The sequence below is a fragment of the Curtobacterium flaccumfaciens UCD-AKU genome (assembly GCF_000349565.1).
GTDB classification, from domain to species: Bacteria; Actinomycetota; Actinomycetes; order Actinomycetales; family Microbacteriaceae; genus Curtobacterium; species Curtobacterium poinsettiae.
The window spans coordinates 25,983-50,732 of record NZ_APJN01000081.1; the positions used below are offsets into that span (position 1 = coordinate 25,983).

The window sequence follows — 24,750 nt, forward strand, 5'->3', positions numbered from 1 at the left end:
CGTAGGACGACGACCGTCGGCGACCGGCCGGACGACGGGCGGTTGCGGGATTCTTGCGGGGCCGCGCCGCTCGGCGGCCACGCGCCGGCTCGGCTACGCGCGTGCGCCGTCGCGGGCGGTGGACGCCGTCTGCCGGGGCAGCTCGCCGAACTCCTCGCGGTAGCTCCCCGCGAACCGGCCCAGGTGGGCGAACCCGGTGGCACGGGCGATCTCGGCGACGCTCCGGCCGTCTCCGGACTCGAGCTGTTCGCGCGCGAGCAGCAGCCGGATCCGACGCAGGTACATCGTCGGGGTGATGCCGTGGTGGCGCTGGAACGCCGCCTGCACGCCGCGCACGCTCAGGCCGGCGGCCTCGGCGACGTCGTCGACGCTGATCGGTTCGGTGGCGTGCTCGAGCAGGAACGTCTCGGCTCGGGCGAACCGGGCCGTGGCGGCCACGACCGGTTCGTGCTGGCCGACGGGCCAGTGCGGGATGGCGGTGAGCAGGCCACCGGCCGCGAAGCGGGCGAGTTCCCGCTCACGCTCGACCGGCACGGTCTCCGGTCCGGCCAGGACCTCCTGGGCGACGGACCGGACCATCAGCCACCAGGCCGCCAGCGGTGCGCCCTCGGGGACGTGCCGCGGACGGAACTCGAGCGGGCCCGGGGCCCAGTCCCCACGCTCCGCTGCGACCTGCTCGACGATCGCGCGGTCGATGCGCAGGACGTCCTTGTTGCAGTCGATCCACCGGAAGCGCTGCGGGCCCTGCCGGAACAGCATCGGGCGGCCGATCTGCACCGGCTCGCCGTCGAGCTGCGCGACGCCCGACTTCATCCAGACGATCATCATCTCGCTGCCCGGCTCGATCGCTCCGCGCAGGTCGCCCGTGCAGCGGGTGGACTCGAGCGACAGCAGCGACGTCCCGCGGATCCGTTCCTCGAAGACGAACTCGGCGTCCGTCGGCTCGACCGACAGGTCGTGCGTGGTGTGCGTCCGAGCCAGGGCCTCGGCCGCGACCGACGGCTCGACGGTCTGGATCTCCCGCAGCAGGCGGTGCATCGTCTCGGGCACGTGACGATCCTCCCGAGATCTCGGCGTCCGCGCAACGAGCGACGCGCCGGGTTCCTGGACGGCGACCAGCGAGGGCACTGTTTGCTGTGCTCCAGGAGGTCGCCACATGAAGCAGATCCAGTACGACCGCTCGACGATCCTGACGAGCGACGACGTGGCCGATGCCGTGATCGAGTACGCCGCGGCCCTGGCCGGCGGCAACCGGGCGGACACCGTCGCGATCCCCTCGGTGGCGGCGGACGGCACCATGACGACCACCAAGGTGCTCATCGGCCCGTCGAGCCAGCTCGTCGTCGCCGATGCCGACGAGGACGAGCTCGAGCGCGAGGACGCGGACTTCGTCGAGCGGTTGCGTGCCGCCGCACTGACGTTCGAGCACGACGAGGTGATCCACGCGGACACCCGGTCGGACCTGACCGAGGGGCCCGTGGCCTAGCAGGGCCTGCGGGCGCGGGGAGGTGGACCGCTGGACTAGCGCCCGAAGTCCGGCGGCTCGGCGCTCGTGTCCACGGCGAGCACCGCTTCGGTGCGGCGCGCGACCTCGAGCAGGAACGCTTCGCCCTCGGGTTCGAGGTCGTCGTCGGGTGCGGGCTCCACCGCGACCGGGACACCCGGGGCCAGCAACACCTCGACGGTGCTCGCCACCCCGAAGTCGTCGGCGGTGGGGATCGACACGACGTCGCTCAGTCGGCTCTGGTGCAGCGCGGCCGCGTAGCGGATCACCGCTTCGGCGATCGAGTCGCTCGTCAGGACACGGACGGTGCCCGCGTAGTTCACGTACTTCAACGTTGCTCCCTGGTGAAGAGGAGCATCCGCCGCGGTGACGGTTCCCTGATCCGGTGCCACGGTAGGCCGCCGTCGGGCCACGCACACATCTTCGCGGACAGAACGGGGTACGCGGCGCCCGGCCGGTCGGTGCCGGGTGACCGGTGTCGGGGGACGCTCCCCCTGAACCGTCGCCCACCGCGAGCGGCCTACGTTCTGGCCCATGTCCACGCGAGCGAAGACCGTCACGGCGCTGTTCGGCGCCGCCACCGTAGCCCTGCTGCTCACCGCCTGCGACCCCGGCGGAGCGCAGAACATCGACCCCGTCGGCAAGGTGCCCGGCTCCGAGCAGAAGTCCCAGTCGGCGCAGTGCGATGTTGCCGCGAGTGCCACCGTCGACATGATCGACGAGGCGGTCGGGTCGCACGACACCACCGAGTTCGCGAACGTCCAGGAGGGCGACGGCGGCTGGTACCTCGGTGCGGCGATCGTCCCGGCGGACAGCAACGACTCGAACGACGACGAGATCACCGTCTGGGCGACCACCGCCGACCCCACGGCCGACGGCTTCGACGGTCCGCTGTACGCCGTGAACGACGTCGCGAAGCAGGCCGTCGCCGACGAGTCGACCACCACCTCGGACGCGCCGACGCCGTTCGCCGACGACTCCGAGGCCGCCCAGCAGGTCGAGAGCTGCGTCGTCGAGGCGTCCGACCGCTAGTCGCCGGACACCCTGCCGTGGCCGGTCAGCCCTTGGGCTGGTCGGCCACTTCCACGTCCACGTGGTATTCGTCGCCCCCGTCGGTGCTGATGGTGGACACCGAGTCGTAGACCACGTCGTAGCCCGCGGTGTTCACGTCGCAGTGCACCTCGGCGCCGTCCTCGATCGCGATGTCGTCCTCGCCGCAGTCGACCTCGGGCGTCGCGTCCGAGATGTCCGCCAGCGCGTCGACGACGACCTGTTCGAAGGCCTCCGGCGTGACGGTCCGCGAGGACGAAGCGGTCGAAGTCGACGTCGTCACCGTGCACCCGCTGAGCGTCACCGCCAGCGCGATCGTCGCGGTGAGCGTCGCGAGCGTGGTGGTGGTGCGCTGCTGCATGGTGTCCCCCGTCGTCCCCTGGCCGGTGGCTGCCCCGCGATCGGGGCCGGCCGTTCCCGACGGTAGTCGCCGCGACGGTGCGAGGACGCCGTCTGGTCCGAATCCGGTGGCGCACCGGCGGCTGGACGTCCGCCCGGGGTGTCGTGAAGGGGCGCTCAGCCGGTGGGCGAGTTCACTAGACGATCGTCTTCTGAACCCCTACGGTTCCGAACACCCCGTCCTGCCACGAACCGTGAGAGACCGCATGCGCACCCCTCGTCAGACCACACCCCTGATCGGGCCCGGCAGCTGACGTGGCAGCTGCGAAGGTCACCGTCCTGCTCGTGAGCGACTTCCCGCTGTCGGCGATGCGCGGCGAACGAGCCGCCCTGGTCCAGCAGGCGAAGGCGTTCGCCGCGTCCGGACACGTCGTCTGGGTGGCGACTCCCCCGACGAGCGACACCGCCGACCTGCGGAAGTCCGGTGTGCGCCTGCTCGAGGTCGAGCCGTCGATCAGCGTCCCGGGGGCGGACCTGCCGGTGGTCCGCAACTCGGTGCGGGTGCGTCGGCACCTCGGCACGGTGATGCTCGAGGAACGGATCGGTCTCGTCGTCACCCACTCGGACTTCGGTCTCGCCGCCGCAGCCCTGACCACGGCGCGCTCGCTCGGGCTGCCGACGATCCACACCGTGCACGGTTCCGCTCCGATCCGCGGGCGGACCGCCGCGGCGTTCGCGCCCCTGGCACGTCGTGCCCACCGCGTCGTGACCGGGCTCCGGACCGGCCGGCACCGCGTCGGCGGCCACCCCATGGAGGACGCGCGCCGCAGGATGGCCGTCGCCGTCTCCGCGGCCGCCGACGTCGTCGTCACCTCGACCACCCGACAGGCGGGAGTCCTGCGTGCCGCCGGCCTGGACGAGGTGCACGTCGTGCCCAACGCCATCGGGAACCGCACGGTGACACCGCCGCCACCGCCGGAGCTCGGCCCGCTCCGGCTCGTCTGGGCGTCGCGGTTCACGCCGGACAAGCGCCTCGACGTGCTGTTCAACGCGATCCGGCTGGTCGAGATCCGGTTGGGGGCGCACGCGGTCCGGGTCGACGTCGCCGGCGGGACCGTCCCTCCGACGCGCACGCCGGTGTCGGTGCGCGTGCACGGCCGCCTGTCCCTGCAGGGCGTCCACGACCTGCTGCTCTGCGGGCACGCAGCGGTCATCTGCTCGCTCGAGCACGACGGCCAGCCGATGACCGCGCTCGAGGCGTTCCGCGACCACCGTCCGGTCATCGTCTCCGACATCCGTCTGGCGAGCGAGTTCGGATCCGCCGCCGTCCTGACGGACGACGAGACCGCGTTCGGGCTCGCCACGACGATCATCGAACTCGCCTCGGACCGGGACCTGCTGCGACCGCACACCGACGCCGCGATCGAGCACGCCCGACTCGCGACGGCGGAACGCCACACCGAGCAGGTCCTCGGGCTCGTCGCGGATCACTGCGGTCCCTGAACGCACCGTCCCGGAGCGCGCGGTCCCCGCGGCGACGCGCTCGGCCGTGGGGCCGCCACGGGACGGACGGGAGGCACGGTGCAGGCCCGCCCCGAGCCTCCCGCCCGGCGGTGCGTGCCGACCACGGCACAGGGAGAACGCCCCGATGAGGAGGGGGGATCTCATCGGGGCGTTCCGTTCGTGGGGCCGCGTCAGGCGGCGAGGCGCGCAGCGAGCGCCGTGGCGCGGGACCGGAGGTCCGCGTAGGTGGCCTCGTACGCGTCCGGCGTGCCGGTGCGCGAGGGGTTCGGCAGTGACCAGTGCAGGCTGTCACCGTCGTCGATCGACTCGTGCGCACGGTCGCAGACCGTGACGACCAGGTCGCCGTCGGCGACGACGTCGTGGAAGGACCGCGGGACGTGGTCGCCGAGGTCGAGGCCGTGGCGCGCACCGACGGCGACCGCGCCGGGGACGATGGCGGGGGCGGGACGCGTCCCGCCGGACAGGGAACCGATCTCGCTGACCTGTGCCCAGACGCCCGCGGCCAGCGGGGAGCGCGCGGAGTTGCCGGTGCAGACGAACAGCACGCGCGACACCGGGCCCGGCACCGCCGCCGCCCCGTGCGGGACACCGCTCGGTTCGAGGTGCAGGTAGCTGCGACGGCCGTCGCCGTCGGAGCGGCGCCGCGTGACCAGGCCGGCCTGCTCGAGGACGCGCAGGTGGTGCGCGAGGAGCGGGCCGGACAGGCCGAGGGCGGCCCGGACCTCGCTCGGGCTGGCGTCGGAGGCCGCGAGCAGGTCGATGACCGCCAGGCGTGCGACGTCACCGAGGGCCGCGTGCTGCGCCGCGCGCTGCTCGAGGTCCTGCTGCCGCATGTTCATCAGTTCAATGTTGACTGAACCATCTGCCGTCGTCAAGATGAGCGGGTGACGACGAGCCCCGAGCCCCTGCGGTCGTCCGCGGCCTCGGTGTTCCTGGTGTTCCTGCGGCTCGGGCTGACCTCGTTCGGCGGGCCGGTCGCGCACCTCGGGTACTTCCGAGAAACCTTCGTGGTGCGTCGGCGGTGGCTGGGCGACGACGCCTACGCCGACCTCGTCGCGCTCTGCCAGTTCCTGCCCGGGCCGGCGTCGAGCCAGGTCGGGATGGCACTCGGCCTGCAGCGCGCCGGGCTGCTCGGACTCCTCGCCGCCTGGTGCGGGTTCACGCTGCCGTCCGCGGTGCTGCTCGTCGCGTTCGCCCTGCTCGTGTCCGGCACGCCCGACATGGCCGGCGCCGGGTGGCTGCTCGGGCTGCAGGCCGCCGCAGCCGCGGTGGTGGCGCAGGCGGTGCTCGGCATGGCGCGCTCGCTCACGCCGGACCGCCGACGGGCGACCGTCGCTGCCGCAGCCGCGATCGTGGTGCTGCTCGTCCCCGGCCCGGGGCCGCAGGTCGCGGTGATCGCGGTGTGCGGTGTGGTCGGCGCCGTGTGGCTCCGCGGCGTCGTCGCCGTGGGCGTGGATGCAGGCGCCACCGACACGGGCGGCGCCGTCCGGCTCCCCCGCTGGGTCGCGGTGTCGGCGCTCGTCGCGTTCGCCGCCCTGCTCGTCGCGGCCCCGATCGCCGCGAACGGCACCGGTGCCGTGCGCCTGTTCGGGGTCTTCGCGCAGGCGGGCTCGCTCGTCTTCGGCGGCGGCCACGTCGTCCTGCCGCTGCTCGAGTCGCAGACCGTGGCCACACACCTGGTGGGGCACGCCGACTTCCTGGCCGGGTACGGCGCCGCACAGGCCGTACCCGGGCCGCTGTTCACCTTCGCCGCGTACCTCGGCGCCGTCGCCCACGGCAGCCCCGGCGGGGTCCTCGGCGCAACCGTCGCACTCGTCGCGATCTTCCTGCCCGCCGCGCTCCTGGTCATCGGCGCACTGCCGTTCTGGCACGTGCTCCGCGCCCTGCCGTGGGCCCGACGCGTGCTCGCCGGAGTGAACGCGGGGGTCGTCGGGCTCCTCGCCGCAGCGCTCTGGGACCCGGTCATCACCGAGGGGGTCCGCTCGGCACCCGCACTGGCGCTCGCCGTGGCTGCCTTCACCGCCCTCACCCGCTGGTCCGCTCCCCCGTGGGCCGTCGTCATCGGAGCCGGCCTGCTCGGCGCCGTCGTCCTCTGATCGGAGCACCCCGCATGCCCACCGTCCTGTTCGTCTGCGTCCACAACGCCGGCCGTTCCCAGATGGCCGCCGGCTTCCTGCAGCACCTGGCCGGTGACCGCGTCGACGTCCGGAGCGCCGGCTCCGAACCGGCCGACCAGCTCAACCCCGTGGTCGTCGAGGCGATGCTCGAGGAGGGCATCGACATCCGGGGCGAGCAGCCCGCCCTGCTCCGCACCGACGCCGTCCGTGCCGCCGACGTCGTCATCACGATGGGCTGCGGGGACGCCTGCCCGGTGTTCCCCGGCAAGCGCTACGAGGACTGGGAGCTCCCGGACCCCGCAGGGCTCGACCTCGACGCCGTCCGGCCGATCCGCGACGACGTGCGTGCGCGGGTGCAGGACCTCATCGCCCGGACCGCTCCCTGACGCGCTCGAGCAGGCGGTCGACGAGCTGCTCGCGCCACGGGACCGACGACCAGACGTGGTCCGCACCCTCGACCGCGGTGAACGTCGCCCCGCTGAGCAGTTCGCCGTAGCGCCGACCGTACTCGACCGGGACGATCTCGTCGGCGGTACCGTGCAGCACGTCGACCGGCCCGTCGTACCCGCGCGCCTGGGCGTAGACGTCGAGTCCGTCCCGGACCTCGTCGACGAACCCGCGCCCGAGGGCGGTCCCAGCGAAGTCGAACCAGCCGCGGTCGCGGACGGGCGCGAGCGGCTGCCCCTGGATGGTGTCGTGCACGGCGATGTCGTCGACCACGACCCCGGCCGGCGACCACAGGGTCAGGCTCCGCACCAGGTCGGGGACCCTCGCCGCCGCCATCGCCGACTCGACGGCGCCCAGGCTGTGGGCGACGACGTGGATCGGTGCCCCCTGGTCGGCCGAGAACGCCCGGATCATCGTGACGACCTGCTCGACCTCGTCGCCGATCGAGATGTCCGCGAAGCGTCCGTCGCTCGTGCCGTGCCCGAGACGGTCGTAGGAGCGGACCGTCAGACCGCTGTCGGTCAGGGCGGTCGCGGCCTGCACGAAGAGCTGGCGCGGACCGATCGACGAGTCACCGAACCCGTGCACGAACAGCACCGAGCCGCCGGCAGCCGCGGGCGCCGGGTGGTACTCCCACCCCCGGAGCGCCCCGCCCCGGTGCTCGAGCCGGATGCTCGTCAGGGCACGCTCCAGCGGACGTTCCGCAGTCACGCTCAGTTGCTCCGGTCGGCGAACCCGGCCGGCAGGTCGGCGGGCGCGGTGTCGACGACGGTCTCGTCGTCCTGGCCGACGAACTCGAACAGGGTGATGTGGGCGAACTCGGGGACGACGTAGATCGGGTAGGTGGGGCCGGCGTCGCGGTACTCGCGCATCCGGTCCAGGTGGTCGTTCTGGAACAGCACGGTCTTGCTGCCGTCCTCCTCGACCCAGTGCGGGAAGAAGATCGTGCCGTGCAGCACGCGCTCCCCCGGCACCACGGTCACGACGACGCTCGTGCCGGTCGGCTCGTTCCACGACACCTTGTAGACGCCGGCGGTGAGCACCACGAGGTCGACCTGCTGGTCCTTGACCCAGCGCCCGCCGACCATGCCGGAGTGGATGCGGTAGTCGATGGTGGTGGCGTTCTTGACGTACATCTCGTACTGCCAGCCGTTGGCGTACGTGTAGATGAACCGGTGTCCGACGATGCCGGAGAGGTCCTGCGACGGGACGGGCTGTGCGACTGAGGTGGTGATCGTCATGCACCCATCCTGCGCCAAACATAGTTTTGTTGCAAACCTTTTTCGAGGACCTAAGCTGAGGACATGGGCAGCGAGCACGACACCGCAGGACTCCGGGACATCGCTCGGCGGCTCAGCGACCAGGTCGGCCCGTTCCGCCGCACCCTGCTGAACGCGTCACGCCGTGACGGTGCGCTGCCGGAACTGCCCGACGCCCAGATCGAGGTGCTGCGACGCCTCGACGAGGCCGGGTGGCTCACGCCGACGGCGCTCGGCCGGTCCCTCGGCCTCGCCCGCTCCACGGTCAGCAACCTCGTCACCGCGATGGAGCGCGGCGGGCTCGTCCACCGGCGGCTCGCCACCGGCGACGGCCGCAGCACCGAGATCGCCCTGACCGAGCTCGCGTCCGAGCGGCTCCGGGTCTACGACGCCTCGGCCGAGCACGTCCTGGTCGGCGCGCTCGAACGCCTGGGCCCGGACGGGGTCGACGCGCTGCGCGCCGCGCTGCCCGTCCTCGCCGAGCTCCGTCTGGCCATCGACGAACCCGGAGCGTAGGGATCGGCTGACAGTGCGCGTGAGCCGTCGCACAGGTCCGGCTCGTCGATCACCAGCGGGAGCGGGTCACCCTGGCAGGGTGTTCGCAGACCACCCGGGAGGCCCGCACCGCGCCTGAGAAGTCGGTCACGGTCGCAGCACGCGACGGCTCCAGGGCGCGCGGCGGCCCCCAGGGACCGGTTCCATCGTTCTGCCGTGCAGACGACATCACTTCTCCCCATCATCGCCAAGGCGTGTGCGGTGGCAGCTCCGGTCGCCATCGCCGTGTCGCTCGTGGCCGGCCCGGCCGTGGCGGCACCCCTCCACACCTCCACCACCACGACCTCCGCGCACCACACGGTGTCCCGCGCGGCGCGGACCACCGAGGGCGGCACGGCCGTCTCGCGGCTCGACCGTCGCGCCGAGCAGCGCAACGAGGCCACCGTCCGGCACCTGTTCCGGTGCGCCTTCCGCTCCCCCGCCTCGGCGACGGCACGCGCTGCCGCCCGGACCGCCGTGGCATCGGGTGCCGTCGCCCACGGTGCGAAGAGCGCCTCGGGTCCGGCTGCACTGCTCGCCGAGTTCACCGCCGACCGCGCCCGGGTCCCCGGTGCCCACGCCGTGATCAAGCACATCGCCGGTGACGCCGACCTGGTGGCCGTGCACTGGCAGATCACCGCGAAGCCGAAGGACGAACGCACCGGTGACGCCGCCGTCGACCTGTTCCGCATGCGCAACGGCCGCATCAGCGAGTGGTGGGCGCTCCGGCAGACGGTCCCGACGGGCACGCCGGCCAGCGGCAACACGAACAGCATGTTCAGCGACCTGTACCCGGCCGCCAAGCGTGACCACCACCTGACCGAGCGGCAGGAGGAGCACAACCGGGTGCTCGCGGTGACCGCGTACAACCGGCTGTTCCGCGACCACGACGTGTCCGTGCTGGACGAGAAGTTCGACCCGGCGTACCTGCAGCACAACTCGGTCGCCGCGAACGGCACCGCCGCGCTCAAGCAGTTCTTCGCCGGCAGTGCCGCGCAGGGTCTGCCGAAGCAGGAGTCCGTCATCTCGCTGGCCGACGGCGACCTGGTGTGGACGTTCTCGAAGCAGGTCGGGGCGAAGGCCGACGCACCGTTCGGCGCAGCCGACCTGTTCCGGGTGGACGGCAACCTGATCCGCGAGCACTGGGACGTCGTCCCGACGAGCTGAGACCGGGCAGCGGGAACCGGAGCCGCGCGTCTCAGGACGCGCGGCTCCGGCGCGCCCGCTCCTTGATCGCCGTGATGACGGCCGTCTTCGCGTCGGCGTAGGCGTTCATGTCGTCCCAGCTCCGGCCGAGCAGCTCCCGCTTGGTGCGCTCGTACAGCGCGCGGTCGTCGGCGTCGACGCGCAGGTGGTCGCGGAGGAGCAGGTACTCCTCGACCGCCGTCGCGCCCTGCTCGTAGACGTGCACGTGCACGTCGCGAGCCGGTGTCCGGACCAGGCGGTGGCCGGGTTCGCGCACGCGGAGCTCGTACCCGGCCGCGAGGAGCTGGTCGAGGTAGGTCGCCTCGGCGGTGATGTCGGCGACGACGACCACGATGTCGACGATGGGTTTCGCCGCCAGGCCGGGGACGGCCGTGGAGCCGATGTGCTCGACGACCGCAGCGTCCGCGCCGGAGCCGGGCAGGGCCTCCAGGATGCGTCGCCGGTGGTCCGCGAAGACCGCAGCCCACCCGCTGTCGGCGGGGTGCAGGGTCACGGTGACCGGTTCTGGGCCGCCGATGATCTCGACGGTCGTGACGTCCGGTCGGGGGTGGTCCTCGTCATGGTGCACCCGGCCATGATGGCAGCACCCGGAGCGCGGACCAGAGCAGTCCTTGACTTTCCGGCTACGCGTATTAGCCTTTGAGTTACTACCCGTAGCCGAAGGAGCCACGTCATGCTCGAACACCTGGACACCGAGGGCGGCACGATCGCCTACGACCTCTCCGGCTCAGGGCCGCTCGTGGTCCTCGCCCACGGGATGGGCGACAGCCGCCACTCCTACCGCTTCGTCGTGCCGGAGCTCGTCGCGGCCGGCTACCGGGTCGCGAACGTCGACCTGCGGGGTTGCGGCGACTCGAGCACCGGGTGGTCCGGGTACGAGCGCTCCGACATCGCACGCGACCTGGTCGCCGTCACCCGGCACCTCGGCGGCCCGGCCGTGGTCGTCGGGCAGTCGATCAGCGGCGGCGCAGCGACGATCGCCGCGGCCACCGCACCCGACCTGGTCGCCGGCATCGTCGAGCTGGCACCGTTCACGCGCAAGCAGTCCGTCGACCTCGGTGGGCTCCTGCGCAACCGCCGACACCGCGCCGGCACCGTCCAGCTCGCACGCGTGATGACGAGCGGCAGCCTGCCCGGCTGGCTCGCGTACCTGGACATCGCGATCCCCGCCAAGCCCGCCGACTGGGCGACCGAGCGCGGCCGCATCGAGACGACCCTGCGGCAACCGGAGCGGCTGGCGGTCCTCCGCGCCATGACCCGCACGTCGCCCGCCGACGCCGGCGAGCAGCTGGGTGCCGTCCGGTGCCCCGTGCTCGTCGTCGAGGGCAGCGCCGATCCGGACTGGGCCGACCCCCGCGCCGAGGGCGAGCGCGTCCTCGCCGACCTGCCCGACGGCCTCGGGGAGCTCGCCGTCATCGACGGCGCCGGCCACTACCCCCACACCGAGACGCCGACTGCACTCCTCGCCCTGCTGCTGCCGTTCCTCGCCCGCACCTTGCCCGTCGCAGGCCCCGTTGCCTAGGGCGGGGCTCGACCCGGCGACCGTCACCGAGACCGCGGCGACGCTGGCCGACGAGATCGGTCTGGCCCGACTGAGCATGAGCGTCGTCGCCGACCGCCTCGGGGTGAAGGCACCGTCGCTGTACAAGCACGTCGACGGACTCGGTGACCTCACGCGCAGGATCGCGATCCTCGGCGCGAACGAGCTCGGGGACGCACTCCGCGACGCCATGCAGGGGCGCAGCGGCCGGAGTGCGCTCGAGGCGGCGGTGCAGACCGTGCGCCGGAGCGTCCGGGAGCACCCGGCGCGGTACCAGGCAGCCGTCAGCGTCCGGCCGACCGACGCCCAGGACCCGCTGGCCGTCGCGCTCGGCCGCACCCTGGCGTCCTTCGCCGCGGCGCTCCGCGACCACCCGCTCGACCCCGCCGACGAGGTCCACGCACTCCGGGTGCTCCGCAGCGTCCTGCACGGGTTCGCCACGATCGAGACGTCCGGCGGGTTCCAGATGGACACGGACGTCGATGCGAGTGCTGCGTGGATGGTCGACTTCCTGGATCGCGGGTTCCGTGCCGCGACGACACGGTGACCGTCACCACGGCGGCGCGCGCGTCGAGGCCCGTCGGTCACGACCCGCTCCGTGGCGGCCTGCGGTTCACGGCGGAGCTCGTCGCATGGGTGGCCGTGCCCTGGGCGCTCTGGCCCCGTTCGCCGGTGCTCGCGATCGCCGCCGTCCTGCTCCTCGTCGTGCCGCCGGCGGTCTTCGGGACGCCGGGTGACCGCCCCGGCGGCGACCCACCCGTCGCGGCACCGGGAGTGGGGACGATCGCGTCGGTCCTCGCGCACCTGGTCGGAGCCATCGCCGCGTCCTGGGTCGTCTGGCCGGCTGCGGTCGCGGTCGCCGTCACGGTCCTGTGCGTCGCCGTCGTCATCTCGGAACAGCGGCGGTGGCGCGTCCTGGTGGGGCGCGGGCGCGGGCGCGGACGCGGGCGAACAGACGATCGTCTGGCCAAGCGGTAGCGTGTGGCGTGGCGACTTCCGCCACACGCCGTCCACGAAGGGGCCGACCATGTCGCGCAGCACCGACCGGGTCCGGGTGTCACCGATCGTCCTCGCCGCGGGGATCGCCGCGCTCGCCGTCGCGCTCGCCCTGCCGGCGCCGCCACCGACCACGACGGGTACCGAGACACTCGGCCTCGGGGCATCGGGAGCGCTCGGTGCCGCACTCGGCGCACCGCCCTCGACGAGCGGCGCGCACCGGTTCGCGATCCGCCCACCACGGACGGTCGGTACCGGCGGAGTCGTGAGCGTGCGCTTCGCCGGGAGGGGCACCCCCGGCGCCGTCGTGGTCATCCACTACGGCGAACCGCGGGACGGCACCGGGGACGATCGCGTCGCGGAGATCGCGCCGGGCAGCAGCGCGGTGGGTCGGACCGGCCGGTTCGCCTTCACCGCGGTCCTGCCGGAGTTGCCCCGCGACGCCGATCAGGCGTCCTGGAGCGCCCGACTGATCGACCCGGAGTCGCTGGACGTCATCGGGCGTGTCGACGGCGTCCACGTGGTCGAGCACACGGACCGCCGCTCCCACGATCCGCGGCCCACCGGATGAGAGGCCGCGCAGGGTGCTGGCCGCCGCTCGGTACTGCGGTTACGTTCGCTAGACGAACGTCTGGCCAGCAGTCAGCGGCGAGACCTGACCACGAGGAGCCCCCGTGTCGACACCCCACCGCACACCGTCATCCCGATCCGTCTCCGTCCTCCTCGGTGCCGCACTGGCCCTGAGCCTCGGACTCGCCGGCTGCTCCACGGCCGGCTCCGCGGCACCGTCGCCCTCGCCGTCCCCCGCCGCACAGGGCGACGCGCCCGCGACGACCGACTCGTCCCCCTCGGTCGACGCGACCGTCGCTTCGACGACACTCGGCAAGGTCGTCGTCGACGGCAAGGGCATGACCGCCTACTACTTCGACGCCGACGTCAAGGACTCCGGCACGAGCACGTGCACCGGTGCGTGCGCGGCGGCGTGGCCGGCGATCGAAGCGTCGACCACGAAGCCGAAGGTGTCGGGCATCACCGGGACGGTCGGCACCATCAAGGGCGTGGACGGCGGGCGGCAGATCACGATCGACGGGCGCCCGATCTACACCTTCGTCGGGGACAAGAAGGCCGGCGACGTGACGGGACAGGGCGACAAGGGCGTCTGGTACGTCGTCAACCCGGACGGCAGCGAGCAGAAGAAGTAGGCCCGGCGCCCCGGTGGACCAGCAGTCCGCCGGGGCCCCTCGGGAGGGGCGAGCCCTGCGGGGTCAGTCCCCCGGGGTGGCCGGGTGTCCGCCGACCCGCACGGGCTCCACCTGTTCGAGCAAGCCGTGCACGCCGGGCAGTCCGAGCCCGGTGAACAGTGCCGCCCACAGGTCCCGGAGCTGCCCCTCGGTGTCACGGGTCAGTCGTGCACTCGTCCGGGCCCACATCACCCCGAAGGTCGACGTCAGCACGAGGTCCGCCGCACGAGCCCACTCGGGATCGGTGGCGGGGCCGACACCCCCGCTCGAAGCCGACAGGTGCCGACGGACGTAGTCGTCCCACGTGAAGACCCGCGGGATCACCTCTCCCGCACCGCGGAGTTCGTGACTCAGACGGATGGCCCCGGCAGCCACCGGACACCGGATGGCATCGGAACAGGCGGACGTCAGCATGACGAGCAGGTGCTCGAGGCCCTCGGGTTGCGTGATCAGCGAGTCGATCACCGCCCAGCGGGCCTGCTGCCGCTCGATGACCGCGAAGGCGAGCTCGTGCTTGGACGAGAAGACGTGGTAGCCGATCGCCGACTTCGGGCGGTCCATGGCGGCGGCCACCCGGGCGAACGACGTCCCCGCGTAGCCGTGGCTCGCGAACACCGCCGCCGCGGCCTCGATGATCTGCTCGCGGGTCCGGGTCTTCGCCTGCTGCCGCTGGTTCATCGCACTCCTCGTTCGGGTCTCGGGTCATCATACGAACGTCTGACAGCACGAGGGGAGCACGCCGTCCGGACGGTTTGCCTCTGATCCACTCAGCTTCCGGCATTCGCTAGACGATCGTCTGGCCCGTTGTTAGCGTTCACGCACACCGAGTCGACCCGAGCCGAACCGAGGAGTCCCCATGCGTCCCACCCCGTCCACCGCCCGCAAGCCGGCGTCCCGGCGGCTGACCGCGCTCATCGCCGGCGTCGCCCTCGGCGGAGCACTCGCCGCCGGCGCCCTGGTCCCCGCGCAGGCCGGGGCCGCCACGATCCCGCACACCACGCACACCGCCCACGCCCCGACCCGGTCTGCAGCCGTGGCGTTCACCCTGAAGACCCACGGCGGACCAGACCGGACGAGCTTCACCGGCACCACCTTCGCCGGCGCCGGCAAGCCCGGCACCCTGGTCATCGTCTACTACGACGCACCGGGCAAGCCCCGCGGCCTGTTCAGCAAGCACATCGCCGAGGTCACGAGCGGGGACGACATGGTCAGCGCCAGCGGGCACTACCGCTTCACCGCGGCGTTCCCCGACCTGCCGCGCGGCACGACGACGCTGCACTGGCACGCCCGCCTCGCCGACCCGGACACCCTGTCCGTGATCGGACGCGTCAACGGCACCCGCCGGCTCGGCTGAACCGTGTTCCGTCACACGCAAGCGGTGCGCGTCCGCACCCTGGCCGTCGCCCTGTCCGTCGCGGCCGCCGTCGGCATCGCCCTCGCCGGCACCGCACCGGCCTCGGCTGCCACGAGCGACCCGGACCGCACCGCGGCACCGATCATCGCCGGCACCCAGGTCGGGGTCCCCGGCAGCACCTGCACGGTCGGGGCGGTCCTGACCGCCAAGGGCTTCCGGAGCCAGGTCACCGCGTACCAGCGGGCGACCAGGTGGGTCGTGCTGGCGAAGCGCTGCGCGCCGCTGCAGGCGCCGGTGCGGCTCGACGGCGCGGCCGTCGGCAGCGTGGTCTGGCAGTCCGCGGACTCCGACGTCGAGCTCGCGGTCATCCCACCCCTGGCGTGCACGCGCGTCCGGGCGGCCGCCGGGTCCTGCGACCCGTCCGTCTCGACGTACACGCCGCGAGCATCCGGTCGTGTCTTCACCCGCGTCGACGGCGACCCGGCACGTGCCGCCGTCAACGGCACCGGCCGGCCCGACGCCGATCCCTTCTGCACCAGCGGGGCGGCGAGCGGGGTGCTCTGCTCCTGGACGGCCACGCGGGTGCCGACAGCGAGCCGTGCCGGCGCGCAGCACCTCGCCGCCGCACGCACCGATGCCGGCGGGGGCATCGAGCCGGGTGACGCCGGCGGACCGGTGATCAGCGCCACGAACCGGCTGTACGGGATCATCTCGGGCGGTTCGACGACGGGCACGACGAGCACGACGAGCACGACGGTTCTGCTCTACACGCCCGTGCAGCAGGTGCTCAGCGAGCTGTTCCGGTACCGGCTGGCCCCGGCGTCCTGAGCCGGCTGCGACCGGGTGGTGCACCCGGCCGCGGCCGTCTCAGCGACTGAGCGCTGCCTCATGACCCGGACACACCCCGGTCACCTCGCAGCCACTCGGCCGACCACCCACCTCGCGATCCTGCGGGGATCCGGACGTCACCGCGTCCGGATCCCCGCGACCCCCGGGTCCTGATCAGATCGAGGATGCCCCGTGCCCCCGCTCCACCGCTCCCCCCTCACCCACTCCCCGCGCACCGCCCGTGTGGCCGCGACCGCACTCGCCGGCCTTGCCGTCGTCGCCTCCGCCGCGTTCTCCGTCACGGCCGCCCACGCCGACACCGCACTCCAGCCCGCGTTCACCGCCGCGGACCACCCGATCACCGACGTCCCCGGACTGGTCAACGGTCGCGAGCTCGCCGCGGTGCACGGCCGGTCCGGTCAGACCGTGAACGCTCCGCGGCTGATCCGTTCCGAGTCGCTCGACAAGATCACCGCGGCCGGGGCCACGACCCTGGCTGACGAGTACCACGTCGACCTCGTCGTCGACCTGCGGACGTCGTCCCAGATCGCCGCGAAGCCCGACGTCGCGATCCCCGGCGCGCGGCACGTCGACATCTCGATGTTCGGCGCGGACGGCGACTACAGCGACGACACGGCGATGTACCACGACCTGGTCGACAAGGGCCACGTCGACCCGGCGACCCCCGGGTCGATGATCACCGCCTACCGCCGCGTGCTCCGGATCCTCGCCTCGCACACCAGCGGCACGGTGCTCATCCACTGCTCGCACGGCATGGACCGAACCGGCACCGTGGTGGACCTGCTCGACCGGGTCCTCGGCGTGGACAGCGCCGACATCCTGCACGACTACCTGCTCTCGAACACGCAGCTCGGGGTCACCTGGGCCACCCCGCAGCTGCTGCAGGGCACCTTCGAGCAGGACATCGCCACCGACTTCGGTGGGATGGACGCGTACCTGCGCGACACCATCGGCGTGACGGGGCACGAGGCCGCCGCACTGCGCCAGCGGTTCCTCGTGTCGAGCGACGCCACCGTCTCCTCGATCGCGGTCGCGGGCGTGCGCGTCCACCTGCCCGCCGCCGCCTCGTCGCAGGGTGCGACGGTGACGGCGCCGGTCCGGACGCTCCGGGCCGCCGACGTCCACGTGCACACGACGAACCCGAACGCGGTCGCCACCGTGCACGTCTCCGGCCGGACCGCACGCATCACGGTCACCGCGCAGGACGGCACCACGAAGAAGGAGTACCGCCTGACGGTCCGTCGACCGGCGACGCACCGCTGACCCGACACCGCCACCGGCCGCCACCACCGGCCACCCACGCCGACCGCTCGGACTCCCCCGGGCGGTCGGCGTGACCAACTGTTCACCACCACCGTCGCCCGCTCCGGGCGTCCGTCCGGCTACCGTGACACTCGTGCAGTCATCTGAACGACGGTGCCCGCGGTGACCGGACACCCGGCAGTCCCGACCATCCACGACGTCGCAGCACTGGCCGGAGTGTCGAAGTCGGTCGTCTCCCGTGCCCTCGCGGGCTCGTACGGGGTGGCGCCGTCGACGACCGAACGCGTCAAGCGGGCGGCACTCGACCTGGGCTACGTGGCGAACGCGAACGCCCGCGGCATGTCGGCACACCGCACGCACACGCTCGGGGCGTTCGTCCGTGATGCCTCGACCCCGTTCTACGGGCACCTGCTCACCGCGTTCCAGCTGCAGGCCGCCGCGCGCGGGTACCGCGTCGTCACCGCCACCGGCGCGGGGTCGTTCCCGGTCAGCGAGGAACGCCGGGCGCTCGAGACCCTGGTGTCCCTGCGCGTCGAGGGGCTCATCGTCTGCAGCGGCGCGTTGCCCATCGACGACGTCCTGCCGTTCGCCCGACGCATCCCGACGGTGGTCTCCGGACGCCCCGAGACGGACCCGGCGGTGAGCAGCGCCTACTGCGACGAGCGCGGCGGCGGTCGCGGCCTCGCCGACCACGTCGCCGACCTGGGGCACCGTCGCGTCGCCGTGCTGACGGTCACACCGTCCGGGTCCCTGACGCAGTCGGCCCGCACCGACGCGATGGTGCGCCGGCTCCGTGCGCGCGGCGCCGAGGTGCTCCGGATCCGCTCCGAGGACCACGGCGCGGACCCCGAGGACCTCGACTCGTTCCTCGAGCAGGTCCTCGGCGCCGGCGGCGTGACGGCGGTCATGGCACCGAGCGACCGCTGGGCCGTCGGTGTGCTCGAGTCGATGCGCCGCCGTGGTCTCCGTGCACCAGACGACCTGTCGGTCACGGGCTACGACGGGGTCGCGCCGCTCGCCACCGAGCTGCTCGGCATCACCTCGTGGCGACAGCCGCTCGGCCTGATCGGCCGCCTGTCCGTCGACGACGTGGTCGACCAGATCGACGGCCGTTCGACGGGCGTCGCCCACAACGCCGTCGACGGCACCCTGGTGCCGGGCCGGACCGCCGCACGCGTCTGACCCGGCGTCGCCGACACCGATCGTTCACCGTCCCGTCACGGGCCGACGGGTGAGATCCGGGCCGCTCCGGTCGATCATGGGGAACGTTCCCGACGATCGGGAACGTTCCCCATCGACCGACCCCGGACGGACCCATGCCCCAGAACGTCACCGCCAAACTGCCGCGCGACCCGAGCGACCCCTACCGCCACGGCATCTACCTGCGCCCTGATGCCCGCACCTGCCGCGCCGTCACGGTCGTCACCGACCAGCTCCGCGCGCAGTACGGCCTGGTGTCCGCCGGCGCCTTCCCGCCGCACGCCACGCTCGTCGGCAGCCAGCCGTTCGGCAGCAACGAGGACCAGGTCATCGCGGCCGTCACGGCGCTGCTCGACTCACGCCCGGCGTTCGACGTCCACAACGCCGGCGTCCGCGAGCAGGGCATCGGGTTCGTCTACGACGTCGCGACCCGGCCCGACGGCTCGCACAACGACGACTTCGTCCGACTCGCCGCCGACATCGATGCCGTGGTCGCCCCCTTCCGGCAGCCGATGCAGGTCCCGCCGTCGAACGACTACGACCCGGAGCAGTACCGCGCGCACCTCTCGCTCGCCTCGCACGACCTGTACGTCCGCCCGGACCTGCACGACGAGGTGGGCGCGTACATCCACGAACTCGACGTCGACGTGCCGACCGGGTTCCGCGGCGACACCGTCGTGCTCTACCGCACCGCGAGCCCGGACTGGTCCGGCCGCTGGTGGCAGACGATGACCTGGGAGCACGTCCACACCTGGAAGCTCGCCTGACCGTGGCCGCCACCCTCCGCGACGTCGCCGAGCGCTGCGCTGTCTCGCGATCGCTCGTGTCACTCGCCCTGCGGGGCGACGACGGTGTGTCGCGACCACGTCGGGAACTCGCGGTGCGGACGGCGGACGAGCTGGGCCTCCCGGTCGGTACGCTCGCCCGGCGACGCGCGCAGGGCGCGCCGCTCGTGCTCGGCGTGCTGGTCACCGAAGCCGCGAACCCGTTCCACGACGAAGCCCTCCGGAGCGCACGCGCGACCGCCGAGACCCTGGGGTTCGCGCTCCGCGTCGTGGACGGGTTCCGTGACGCCGCCCGGCTGGCCGACGGCCTGGAGGCCCTGCACGCCTCCCGCGGGTCGGCCGACGGCGTCCTCGGGGTCGCGGTCCTGAGCAGCCGGGTCGCCCCGGCACGGCTCGCTGCGGTCGCGCGCGACCTGCCGGTCGCGGTCCTCGGCTCGAGCGGGTCGGGTCTCGCCGGACTCGGACTCGACACCGTGCGCGCCGACGAGGAATCGGGCATGCGCCACCTGGTGCTCCACCTCGCCGCACTCGGGCACCGGCGCACGTGTTTCGTGGCGGAGTCGGACCACCCCTCGACGACCCGTCGTGCCGTCGCGCACGCCACGGTCTCGGCGCAGCTCGGCCGGCCCGGTGACCACCGTGTCGACGACGTCGATGCCCTGGCGGCGGACCCGGCGCGGATCGCCCGGCACCTGGGCGACGGGGTGACGGCGTTCGTCGCGACGAACGACGCGACCGCGGCGCGGCTCGTGGCGATCGCCGACGGCGCGGGACTCGCGCTCCCCCGGATGGCGGCGGTGACCGGGTTCGACGGCACCGGTCTCGGCGACCGGCTCGACCTGACGAGCGTCGACCAGCCGCGGGTCCGGATGGGCGCGCGGGCGGTGGAGCTCGTCGTCGAACGGCTGCGCGGGCGACGCGGTGACCGCCACGAGGTCCTGCCGACGCGCCTGCTGCTGCGGGGGTCGACGGGACGGGCGGTCGCCGGGCACCAGGTCGGCTGAGCACCGCGACGCCGTCGACGGCGCGGCCGGCGGCGGATCGGTCCAGTGGGCGATGCGGTTCAGTGGGCGGTGCCGCTCGGTCGGCGGTGCGGCTCAGCCAGCGGTCGGGTCGGCGGCGGTTCGATCGGCGGCGGCTGCAGCGTCCGTGGAGGTCATCGCCGACAGGTCCTGCACCCGACGGACCAGCTCGGTGTGCGATCCACCGGCACCGGCAGCGACGTAGTCGTCGGCCAGGTGCGCACGGTCGACGGGCTCGCCCCCGCGGAAGCCCCGGAACCACCCACCGGCCCGCTCGAGCACCAGTGCCCCGGCGGCGACGTCCCAGGGGTGCGTGGCGAAGCCCATCGTGGCGTCCGACCACCCCGCGGCGACGTGCACCAGGTTGAGTGCGCCGCTGCCGAGGCTGTGGTGGTGGCGGTACCGCACCGTCAGGTCACGCAGCAGGTCGAACGCCGCGGCCTCGCCGAGCAGGTCGAGGTCCTGCTGCACCGGGAAGCTCGTCAGCACCGTCGCGGCGTCGTCGGGGCCGGACGACGAGTGCATCGGCGCACCGTCGAGCCAGGCTCCGTCGTCGTCCGCCGCGAACACGTGGTCGGCGACCGGGTCGAAGACCACCCCCGCGACGACCTCGCCGTCGACCTCGGCCGCGATCGAGATGCACCAGTACGCGAGTCCGCGGGCGAAGTTCGCCGTGCCGTCGATCGGGTCGACGATCCACCGCACCACGGCGTCCCCGGTGGTGTCGGCGCTGCCGGGGCCGCCGGTGGTGCCGCCTTCTTCGCCGAGCACGACGGAACCCGGCACCGCCGCGGTGAGCACCGCGGTGATCGCCTCTTCGGCCGCGCGGTCGTGCAGGGTCACCACGTCGTGCGCATCGCGCTTCGTGCTGATCGTCATCGGGGCGCGGAACACGGCGAGGAGGTCGGGCGCGACGGCACGCGCGGCATCCTCGGCGATCACCCGGAGCGTCTGGGGAGCAGGAACGGTTCGCATGGTCCCCGGTTGTACGACGTCGAGGCCCCTGGACGGCGAACCACGCCGGTCGTCGGCCCGAACCGCAGGTGAACGGGTGGGTGCGAACGGTGAACGGCGGCTCTCCGCCGACGGAGGGGTTGAACGCCGCGTGAACGGGTGACGGCGGGTGATCGACGCGCCTTGACCCGTCTCCGGCACCCGCCGCAGAGTGGAGTCGTTCCCGGATAGGGAACGTTCCCTACTCGGAGGTGTCCGCCCCATGACGGTCCCCGTCACGTCCGGCCTGCTCGCCGGTCCCCCGCGTACCGCGGGATCGCCCCGGCCGCCGCAGTCGCGGCGTCCAGCACGGGCGGCCCGGTCGGCCCGGTCGTCGTTGCGCTCCGACCGACGGCTCGGTCTGGTGCTCCTCGCACCGGCGCTGCTCGCGTTCGCGGTCTTCGTCTTCTACCCGCTCGGCCGGGTCCTGGTCCTCAGCACCCAGGGCACCGACATCTTCGGCCAGCCGGCCGGCTCGGTCGGGCTGCAGAACTACGTCCGCACGTTCACCGACCCCGCGTTCGGACGGACGATGCTGACCACGGCCGTCTTCTGTGTCGGCGTGGTCGCCGGGCGGATCGTGTTCGGGCTGCTCGTCGTCGTGCCGCTCACCGTGAAGCTCCGCGGTCTGCCGGTGTTCCGAGCACTCCTGACCGCGCCGATGGTCGTCTCCGTGTCGGCCGGGTCCGTCGCGTTCGCGGCGATGCTCGCCCCCGGCAACGGGCTGTTGAACACGGTGATCACGCAGTTCGGCGGGGCACCCGTCCCGTTCCTGACGAGCACGCAGTGGGCCCTGGCGAGCGTCATCGTCGTCACGATCTGGGGGTCGCTCGGGTTCACCGTGCTGCTCCTGCTCGGAGCGTTCGGCGCCATCGACCAGGACGTCATCGAGGCCGCGCACCTCGACGGGGCCGGCCCCGTCCGGACACTGTGGTCGATCTCGTTGCCACTCGTCACCCCGACGCTCTTCTTCGTGGTCGTGACCGGCACCGTCGAGGCGTTGACGACCTTCGGACAGATCCAGATCCTGACCGGTGGCGGTCCAGCCGACTCGTCGAAGACCCTCGTCTACGCCATCTACCAGCAGGCGTTCGGCTCGGGCAGCGCGAACTTCGGCCTCGCCGCCGCGCTCGGGGTCGTGCTGTTCCTGCTGGTCCTGGGGCTGTCGATCGTGCAGTTCGGCGTGCTCGAGAAGCGGGTGAACTACTGATGCGCCCCGTCACCGTCCGCCGGCTCCGGAGCGCCTTCGTCTACGCCTGGCTCGTCATCGCGGTCGTCGTCGTCTGCTTCCCCCTGTACTACGTGTTCGAGGGCGCACTCACCCCGACCCGGTACCTGGACCAGGGCCTCGCCGGTCTCGTCCCGATCCACCTGACGCTCGACAACATCGTCCGCGCCACGCAGGTCGTCCCGCTCGGAGCGCAGTTCCTGAACAGCGTCGTCGTCACCCTCGCCCAGACGGTGCTGCAGGTCGTCATCGGCATCATGACCGCCTACGCGCTCGTGTTCTGCCGGCTCCGCGGCACCCGTGCCCTGTTCCTCGTCCTGCTCGCCAGCCTGATGATCCCCGGCGAGACGACCCTGATCGCGAACTACCTGACCGTGGCGTCCTGGCACCTCATCGACACGCTCCTGGTCGTCTTCCTGCCGTTCGTGGCCTCGGCGCTGACGATCTTCCTGTTCCGCCAGGCGTTCCTGAGCTTCCCCGACGAGCTGCGGGAAGCCGCGGTCCTCGACGGCGCCGGGCACTTCCGGTTCATCCGGTCCATGCTGCTGCCGCTCACCCGCCCGACGCTCGTCTCGGTCACGCTCGTGAGCGCGACGGCCGCGTGGAACGGGTTCTTCTGGCCGCTCCTCGTCACCAACTCGCCCGAGCACCGCACCGTGCAGGTCGGCATCGCCCAGCTGTCCGACGCCGAGGCCGCCGACATCGGCGTGGTCCTGGCCGGCGCCGCCATGGTGACCCTCCCCGTCCTCGTCCTGGTCCTCGTCGCCCAGCGGTTCCTCGCCGGTGGCCTCACCGCCGGCGCACTCAAGTGACGACGCACACGTTCCCCTCCCCGATCCCCGCCCGCCCCGCACCCGAAGGACGCACCATGCCCACTCGTCGTTCCACCGCCCTCACCGCACTCGCCACCGGCGCCGTCGCGGTCCTCGCCCTGACCGGATGCTCCACGTCGAGCTCGGCGTCGGAGCGCTCCGGCCCCGTCACCGTCGACTTCTGGCACGCCATGTCCGGTCCGGCGGCGACCGAACTCGACGCCCTCGTCGCACGCTTCAACAAGCAGAACGACCAGCACATCACCGTCAAGTCGTCGTTCCAGGGCGACTACGCGGCCGTCCAGACGAAGTACACGGCGGCGGTGCAGTCCGGCTCCACGCCCGACCTGCTCATGATGAACGACGTGTCGACCGGCTTCATGATCGACTCCGGCCAGACGGTGTCCCCCGCGACGGTGAGCGGCTCGACGTCGAGGACCGACACGATGGCACCGGCCGTCTCGACCTACTACAGCGACGGCAAGTCGCTCGCGGCGATGCCGTTCTCGGTCTCGATGCCCGTGCTCTACCTGAACAAGGCACTCGTCGCGAAGGCCGGCCTCGACGCTGCGAAGCCGCCGAAGACGCTGGCCCAGGTCGCGACCTGGGCCGAGAAGATCCACGCCGCGACCGGTGGCTACGGCATGAGCATGAACATGGGCGACTCGTGGATGCTCGAGGAACTGAGTGCCTCGGGCGGCCAGCCGTTCTGCACGCCGGACAACGGCCGGAAGGGCAAGCCCGTCACCGGCGTCTCGCTCACCTCGGACACCCAGGTGCAGTTCATGAGCACGCTGCAGAAGCTGTACCAGGACGGCGCCGCCCTGAACCCCGGCACCGACTCGACCGTGCAGAACTCGGCGTTCTCGAGCGACAAGGTCGGGATGCTGCTGACCTCGTCCGGCGCGTACACGACCGTCGACCCGGACGGCTCCAAGTCGGTCGTCGCCCGGTTCCCCACCACGTCGGACTCCGACGACGCCGGCCAGGTCATCGGCGGCAACGCCCTGTGGATCTCCGGCAAGGGCCACTCGACCGCCGAGCAGAAGGCGTCGTACACGTTCGCCAAGTGGCTCCAGAGTCCCGACGTGCAGGCCGAGTGGGCGAAGGCGACCGGCTACGTCGCGATGAACACCGACTCCGCGAAGACCACCGTCGGCAAGCGCTCCCTGTCCGACCCGAACATCGCCACCATGTACCAGCAGCTCACCGACGACCCCACGAGCGTCGCAGCGGCCGGCTGCATCACCGGCGCGTTCCCGACGGTCCGTGCCACCGTCATCGGAGCCTTCAACCGCATCGTCGAGGGTGCCGACGTCGAGTCGACGATGCAGGACGCGGAACAGCAGGCCGGCAAGCAGATCGCGTCCTACAACGAGGCCGCCGGCAAGTGAGCACGGTCGACGCGTGAGCGCCCCGCGAGGCTGACCAAGGGTTCATGGAGCACGGCCGCCGTTCGCCATACGGTTGTCTGACGAAGCGGGCAG

Annotated in this window: 30 protein-coding genes; 21 read left to right on the plus strand and 9 right to left on the minus strand. The window is 72.6% G+C overall.

The annotated features are described in order from the left end of the window. Nucleotides 1-93: 93 nt before the first annotated feature. A complete protein-coding gene (locus tag H489_RS36555) occupies nucleotides 94-1,050 on the minus strand; it encodes an AraC family transcriptional regulator (RefSeq protein ID WP_017885659.1) in 957 nt (318 codons plus the stop codon). 106 nt (nucleotides 1,051-1,156) lie between these two features. On the opposite strand from H489_RS36555, the gene H489_RS0118175 reads away from it, so the two are divergent. Beyond that, nucleotides 1,157-1,486: a hypothetical protein gene (locus H489_RS0118175; RefSeq protein ID WP_017885660.1), complete on the plus strand. Its 330-nt coding sequence runs from the start codon at nucleotides 1,157-1,159 to the stop codon at nucleotides 1,484-1,486. 35 nt (nucleotides 1,487-1,521) lie between these two features. Here H489_RS0118175 and H489_RS21225 read toward each other — a convergent pair whose 3' ends face one another. After that, complete coding sequence (locus H489_RS21225; RefSeq protein ID WP_152427129.1) at nucleotides 1,522-1,836, minus strand: hypothetical protein; 315 nt, start codon at nucleotides 1,834-1,836, stop codon at nucleotides 1,522-1,524. A gap of 202 nt (nucleotides 1,837-2,038) precedes the next feature. Between H489_RS21225 and H489_RS21230 the strand changes: the two genes are divergently transcribed. Further along, a complete protein-coding gene (locus H489_RS21230) occupies nucleotides 2,039-2,536 on the plus strand; it encodes a hypothetical protein (protein WP_017885662.1) in 498 nt (165 codons plus the stop codon). Between the two features lie 25 nt (nucleotides 2,537-2,561). Here H489_RS21230 and H489_RS21235 read toward each other — a convergent pair whose 3' ends face one another. Further along, a complete protein-coding gene (locus H489_RS21235; protein ID WP_017885663.1) occupies nucleotides 2,562-2,915 on the minus strand; it encodes a hypothetical protein in 354 nt (117 codons plus the stop codon). 293 nt (nucleotides 2,916-3,208) lie between these two features. Between H489_RS21235 and H489_RS21240 the strand changes: the two genes are divergently transcribed. Beyond that, nucleotides 3,209-4,396, plus strand: coding sequence for a glycosyltransferase (locus H489_RS21240; RefSeq protein WP_017885664.1), 1,188 nt, complete (start codon nucleotides 3,209-3,211; stop codon nucleotides 4,394-4,396). Between the two features lie 191 nt (nucleotides 4,397-4,587). Here the strand turns inward: H489_RS21240 and H489_RS21245 are convergent, their stop codons facing one another. After that, nucleotides 4,588-5,256 carry a MarR family transcriptional regulator gene (locus H489_RS21245; RefSeq protein ID WP_017885665.1) on the minus strand — a complete coding sequence of 223 codons (669 nt, stop codon included), beginning with the start codon at nucleotides 5,254-5,256 and terminating at the stop codon, nucleotides 4,588-4,590. Between the two features lie 45 nt (nucleotides 5,257-5,301). Between H489_RS21245 and chrA the strand changes: the two genes are divergently transcribed. Both chrA and H489_RS21255 read left to right on the plus strand, forming a co-directional pair. Continuing rightward, a complete protein-coding gene (chrA, locus tag H489_RS21250) occupies nucleotides 5,302-6,513 on the plus strand; it encodes a chromate efflux transporter (protein WP_017885666.1) in 1,212 nt (403 codons plus the stop codon). Nucleotides 6,514-6,527: 14 nt separating this feature from the next. Beyond that, entirely contained in the window at nucleotides 6,528-6,920 is a 393-nt protein-coding gene (locus H489_RS21255) for an arsenate reductase ArsC (protein WP_017885667.1), read from the plus strand. Here H489_RS21255 and H489_RS21260 read toward each other — a convergent pair. Both H489_RS21260 and H489_RS21265 read right to left on the minus strand, forming a co-directional pair. After that, complete coding sequence (locus H489_RS21260) at nucleotides 6,898-7,692, minus strand: alpha/beta hydrolase (protein WP_017885668.1); 795 nt, start codon at nucleotides 7,690-7,692, stop codon at nucleotides 6,898-6,900. The two genes, H489_RS21255 and H489_RS21260, sit on opposite strands and share 23 nt — an antisense overlap. A 2-nt stretch (nucleotides 7,693-7,694) precedes the next feature. Next, on the minus strand, nucleotides 7,695-8,222 hold the full coding sequence (locus H489_RS21265; RefSeq protein ID WP_017885669.1) for a phenolic acid decarboxylase: 528 nt from the start codon (nucleotides 8,220-8,222) through the stop codon (nucleotides 7,695-7,697). A gap of 63 nt (nucleotides 8,223-8,285) precedes the next feature. Here H489_RS21265 and H489_RS21270 point away from each other — a divergent pair, with 63 nt between their 5' ends. Both H489_RS21270 and H489_RS21275 read left to right on the plus strand, forming a co-directional pair. Further along, nucleotides 8,286-8,756, plus strand: a complete 471-nt coding sequence (locus H489_RS21270; RefSeq protein WP_017885670.1) for a MarR family winged helix-turn-helix transcriptional regulator — start codon at nucleotides 8,286-8,288, stop codon at nucleotides 8,754-8,756. Between the two features lie 240 nt (nucleotides 8,757-8,996). Next, complete coding sequence (locus H489_RS21275) at nucleotides 8,997-9,941, plus strand: nuclear transport factor 2 family protein (protein WP_017885671.1); 945 nt, start codon at nucleotides 8,997-8,999, stop codon at nucleotides 9,939-9,941. Nucleotides 9,942-9,972: 31 nt separating this feature from the next. Here H489_RS21275 and H489_RS21280 read toward each other — a convergent pair whose 3' ends face one another. After that, nucleotides 9,973-10,548, minus strand: a complete 576-nt coding sequence (locus tag H489_RS21280) for a GrpB family protein (protein ID WP_017885672.1) — start codon at nucleotides 10,546-10,548, stop codon at nucleotides 9,973-9,975. A 105-nt stretch (nucleotides 10,549-10,653) separates the two neighbouring features. On the opposite strand from H489_RS21280, the gene H489_RS21285 reads away from it, so the two are divergent. The 5 genes from H489_RS21285 (at nucleotide 10,654) to H489_RS21305 (ending at nucleotide 13,718) form a co-directional block, all read left to right on the plus strand. Next, the gene (locus tag H489_RS21285) at nucleotides 10,654-11,502 is read left to right on the plus strand and encodes an alpha/beta fold hydrolase (protein ID WP_017885673.1); all 849 of its coding nucleotides are present in this window, start codon (nucleotides 10,654-10,656) and stop codon (nucleotides 11,500-11,502) included. Beyond that, on the plus strand, nucleotides 11,495-12,067 hold the full coding sequence (locus H489_RS21290) for a TetR/AcrR family transcriptional regulator (protein ID WP_017885674.1): 573 nt from the start codon (nucleotides 11,495-11,497) through the stop codon (nucleotides 12,065-12,067). The genes H489_RS21285 and H489_RS21290 overlap by 8 nt, the downstream gene beginning before the upstream one ends. Continuing rightward, a complete protein-coding gene (locus tag H489_RS21295; protein ID WP_017885675.1) occupies nucleotides 12,064-12,498 on the plus strand; it encodes a hypothetical protein in 435 nt (144 codons plus the stop codon). The genes H489_RS21290 and H489_RS21295 overlap by 4 nt, the downstream gene beginning before the upstream one ends. 49 nt (nucleotides 12,499-12,547) lie before the next feature. After that, nucleotides 12,548-13,087 carry a hypothetical protein gene (locus tag H489_RS21300; RefSeq protein ID WP_139179683.1) on the plus strand — a complete coding sequence of 180 codons (540 nt, stop codon included), beginning with the start codon at nucleotides 12,548-12,550 and terminating at the stop codon, nucleotides 13,085-13,087. A gap of 103 nt (nucleotides 13,088-13,190) precedes the next feature. Next, on the plus strand, nucleotides 13,191-13,718 hold the full coding sequence (locus tag H489_RS21305; protein ID WP_017885677.1) for a hypothetical protein: 528 nt from the start codon (nucleotides 13,191-13,193) through the stop codon (nucleotides 13,716-13,718). A gap of 63 nt (nucleotides 13,719-13,781) precedes the next feature. Here H489_RS21305 and H489_RS21310 read toward each other — a convergent pair whose 3' ends face one another. Continuing rightward, nucleotides 13,782-14,435, minus strand: a complete 654-nt coding sequence (locus H489_RS21310) for a helix-turn-helix domain-containing protein (RefSeq protein WP_017885678.1) — start codon at nucleotides 14,433-14,435, stop codon at nucleotides 13,782-13,784. A gap of 178 nt (nucleotides 14,436-14,613) precedes the next feature. Here H489_RS21310 and H489_RS21315 point away from each other — a divergent pair, with 178 nt between their 5' ends. The 6 genes from H489_RS21315 to H489_RS21340 all read left to right on the plus strand — a co-directional run bounded on the left by H489_RS21315 (nucleotide 14,614) and on the right by H489_RS21340 (nucleotide 20,212). Beyond that, nucleotides 14,614-15,111, plus strand: a complete 498-nt coding sequence (locus H489_RS21315) for a hypothetical protein (RefSeq protein ID WP_017885679.1) — start codon at nucleotides 14,614-14,616, stop codon at nucleotides 15,109-15,111. A 24-nt stretch (nucleotides 15,112-15,135) separates the two neighbouring features. Further along, nucleotides 15,136-15,939: a trypsin-like serine protease gene (locus H489_RS21320; protein WP_017885680.1), complete on the plus strand. Its 804-nt coding sequence runs from the start codon at nucleotides 15,136-15,138 to the stop codon at nucleotides 15,937-15,939. A gap of 192 nt (nucleotides 15,940-16,131) precedes the next feature. Then, nucleotides 16,132-17,223, plus strand: coding sequence for a tyrosine-protein phosphatase (locus tag H489_RS21325; protein WP_017885681.1), 1,092 nt, complete (start codon nucleotides 16,132-16,134; stop codon nucleotides 17,221-17,223). 162 nt (nucleotides 17,224-17,385) lie between these two features. Continuing rightward, complete coding sequence (locus tag H489_RS21330) at nucleotides 17,386-18,405, plus strand: LacI family DNA-binding transcriptional regulator (protein WP_017885682.1); 1,020 nt, start codon at nucleotides 17,386-17,388, stop codon at nucleotides 18,403-18,405. 134 nt (nucleotides 18,406-18,539) lie between these two features. Beyond that, entirely contained in the window at nucleotides 18,540-19,190 is a 651-nt protein-coding gene (locus H489_RS21335) for a 2'-5' RNA ligase family protein (protein ID WP_017885683.1), read from the plus strand. Nucleotides 19,191-19,192: 2 nt separating this feature from the next. After that, nucleotides 19,193-20,212 (plus strand): LacI family DNA-binding transcriptional regulator, encoded by a 1,020-nt coding sequence (locus H489_RS21340; protein WP_017885684.1) that lies wholly within the window; start codon nucleotides 19,193-19,195, stop codon nucleotides 20,210-20,212. A 93-nt stretch (nucleotides 20,213-20,305) separates the two neighbouring features. On the opposite strand, the gene H489_RS21345 is transcribed toward H489_RS21340, so the two are convergent. Then, nucleotides 20,306-21,205, minus strand: a complete 900-nt coding sequence (locus H489_RS21345; RefSeq protein WP_031259088.1) for an inositol monophosphatase family protein — start codon at nucleotides 21,203-21,205, stop codon at nucleotides 20,306-20,308. Nucleotides 21,206-21,446: 241 nt separating this feature from the next. Between H489_RS21345 and H489_RS21350 the strand changes: the two genes are divergently transcribed. The 3 genes from H489_RS21350 to H489_RS21360 are packed head-to-tail and all read left to right on the plus strand — an operon-like array spanning nucleotide 21,447 to nucleotide 24,657. Continuing rightward, nucleotides 21,447-22,433 (plus strand): carbohydrate ABC transporter permease, encoded by a 987-nt coding sequence (locus H489_RS21350; protein ID WP_017885686.1) that lies wholly within the window; start codon nucleotides 21,447-21,449, stop codon nucleotides 22,431-22,433. Next, on the plus strand, nucleotides 22,433-23,263 hold the full coding sequence (locus H489_RS21355) for a carbohydrate ABC transporter permease (RefSeq protein WP_017885687.1): 831 nt from the start codon (nucleotides 22,433-22,435) through the stop codon (nucleotides 23,261-23,263). Before H489_RS21350 ends, H489_RS21355 begins: the two co-directional genes overlap by 1 nt. Nucleotides 23,264-23,319: 56 nt before the next feature. Next, nucleotides 23,320-24,657, plus strand: a complete 1,338-nt coding sequence (locus H489_RS21360) for an ABC transporter substrate-binding protein (RefSeq protein ID WP_017885688.1) — start codon at nucleotides 23,320-23,322, stop codon at nucleotides 24,655-24,657. Nucleotides 24,658-24,750 lie beyond the last annotated feature (93 nt).

Coding starts and splice junctions, on each gene's coding strand:
- H489_RS21315 (WP_017885679.1), top strand. CDS start 14,614: ATGCGTCCCACCCCGTCCACCGCCCGCAAGCCGGCGTCCCGGCGGCTG.
- H489_RS21335 (WP_017885683.1), top strand. CDS start 18,540: ATGCCCCAGAACGTCACCGCCAAACTGCCGCGCGACCCGAGCGACCCC.
- H489_RS21285 (WP_017885673.1), top strand. CDS start 10,654: ATGCTCGAACACCTGGACACCGAGGGCGGCACGATCGCCTACGACCTC.
- H489_RS21245 (WP_017885665.1), bottom strand. CDS start 5,256: ATGAACATGCGGCAGCAGGACCTCGAGCAGCGCGCGGCGCAGCACGCG.
- H489_RS21360 (WP_017885688.1), top strand. CDS start 23,320: ATGCCCACTCGTCGTTCCACCGCCCTCACCGCACTCGCCACCGGCGCC.
- H489_RS21355 (WP_017885687.1), top strand. CDS start 22,433: ATGCGCCCCGTCACCGTCCGCCGGCTCCGGAGCGCCTTCGTCTACGCC.
- H489_RS0118175 (WP_017885660.1), top strand. CDS start 1,157: ATGAAGCAGATCCAGTACGACCGCTCGACGATCCTGACGAGCGACGAC.
- H489_RS21230 (WP_017885662.1), top strand. CDS start 2,039: ATGTCCACGCGAGCGAAGACCGTCACGGCGCTGTTCGGCGCCGCCACC.
- H489_RS21265 (WP_017885669.1), bottom strand. CDS start 8,222: ATGACGATCACCACCTCAGTCGCACAGCCCGTCCCGTCGCAGGACCTC.
- H489_RS21300 (WP_139179683.1), top strand. CDS start 12,548: ATGTCGCGCAGCACCGACCGGGTCCGGGTGTCACCGATCGTCCTCGCC.
- H489_RS21345 (WP_031259088.1), bottom strand. CDS start 21,205: ATGCGAACCGTTCCTGCTCCCCAGACGCTCCGGGTGATCGCCGAGGAT.
- H489_RS21350 (WP_017885686.1), top strand. CDS start 21,447: ATGACGGTCCCCGTCACGTCCGGCCTGCTCGCCGGTCCCCCGCGTACC.
- H489_RS21270 (WP_017885670.1), top strand. CDS start 8,286: ATGGGCAGCGAGCACGACACCGCAGGACTCCGGGACATCGCTCGGCGG.
- H489_RS21255 (WP_017885667.1), top strand. CDS start 6,528: ATGCCCACCGTCCTGTTCGTCTGCGTCCACAACGCCGGCCGTTCCCAG.
- H489_RS21235 (WP_017885663.1), bottom strand. CDS start 2,915: ATGCAGCAGCGCACCACCACCACGCTCGCGACGCTCACCGCGACGATC.
- H489_RS21310 (WP_017885678.1), bottom strand. CDS start 14,435: ATGAACCAGCGGCAGCAGGCGAAGACCCGGACCCGCGAGCAGATCATC.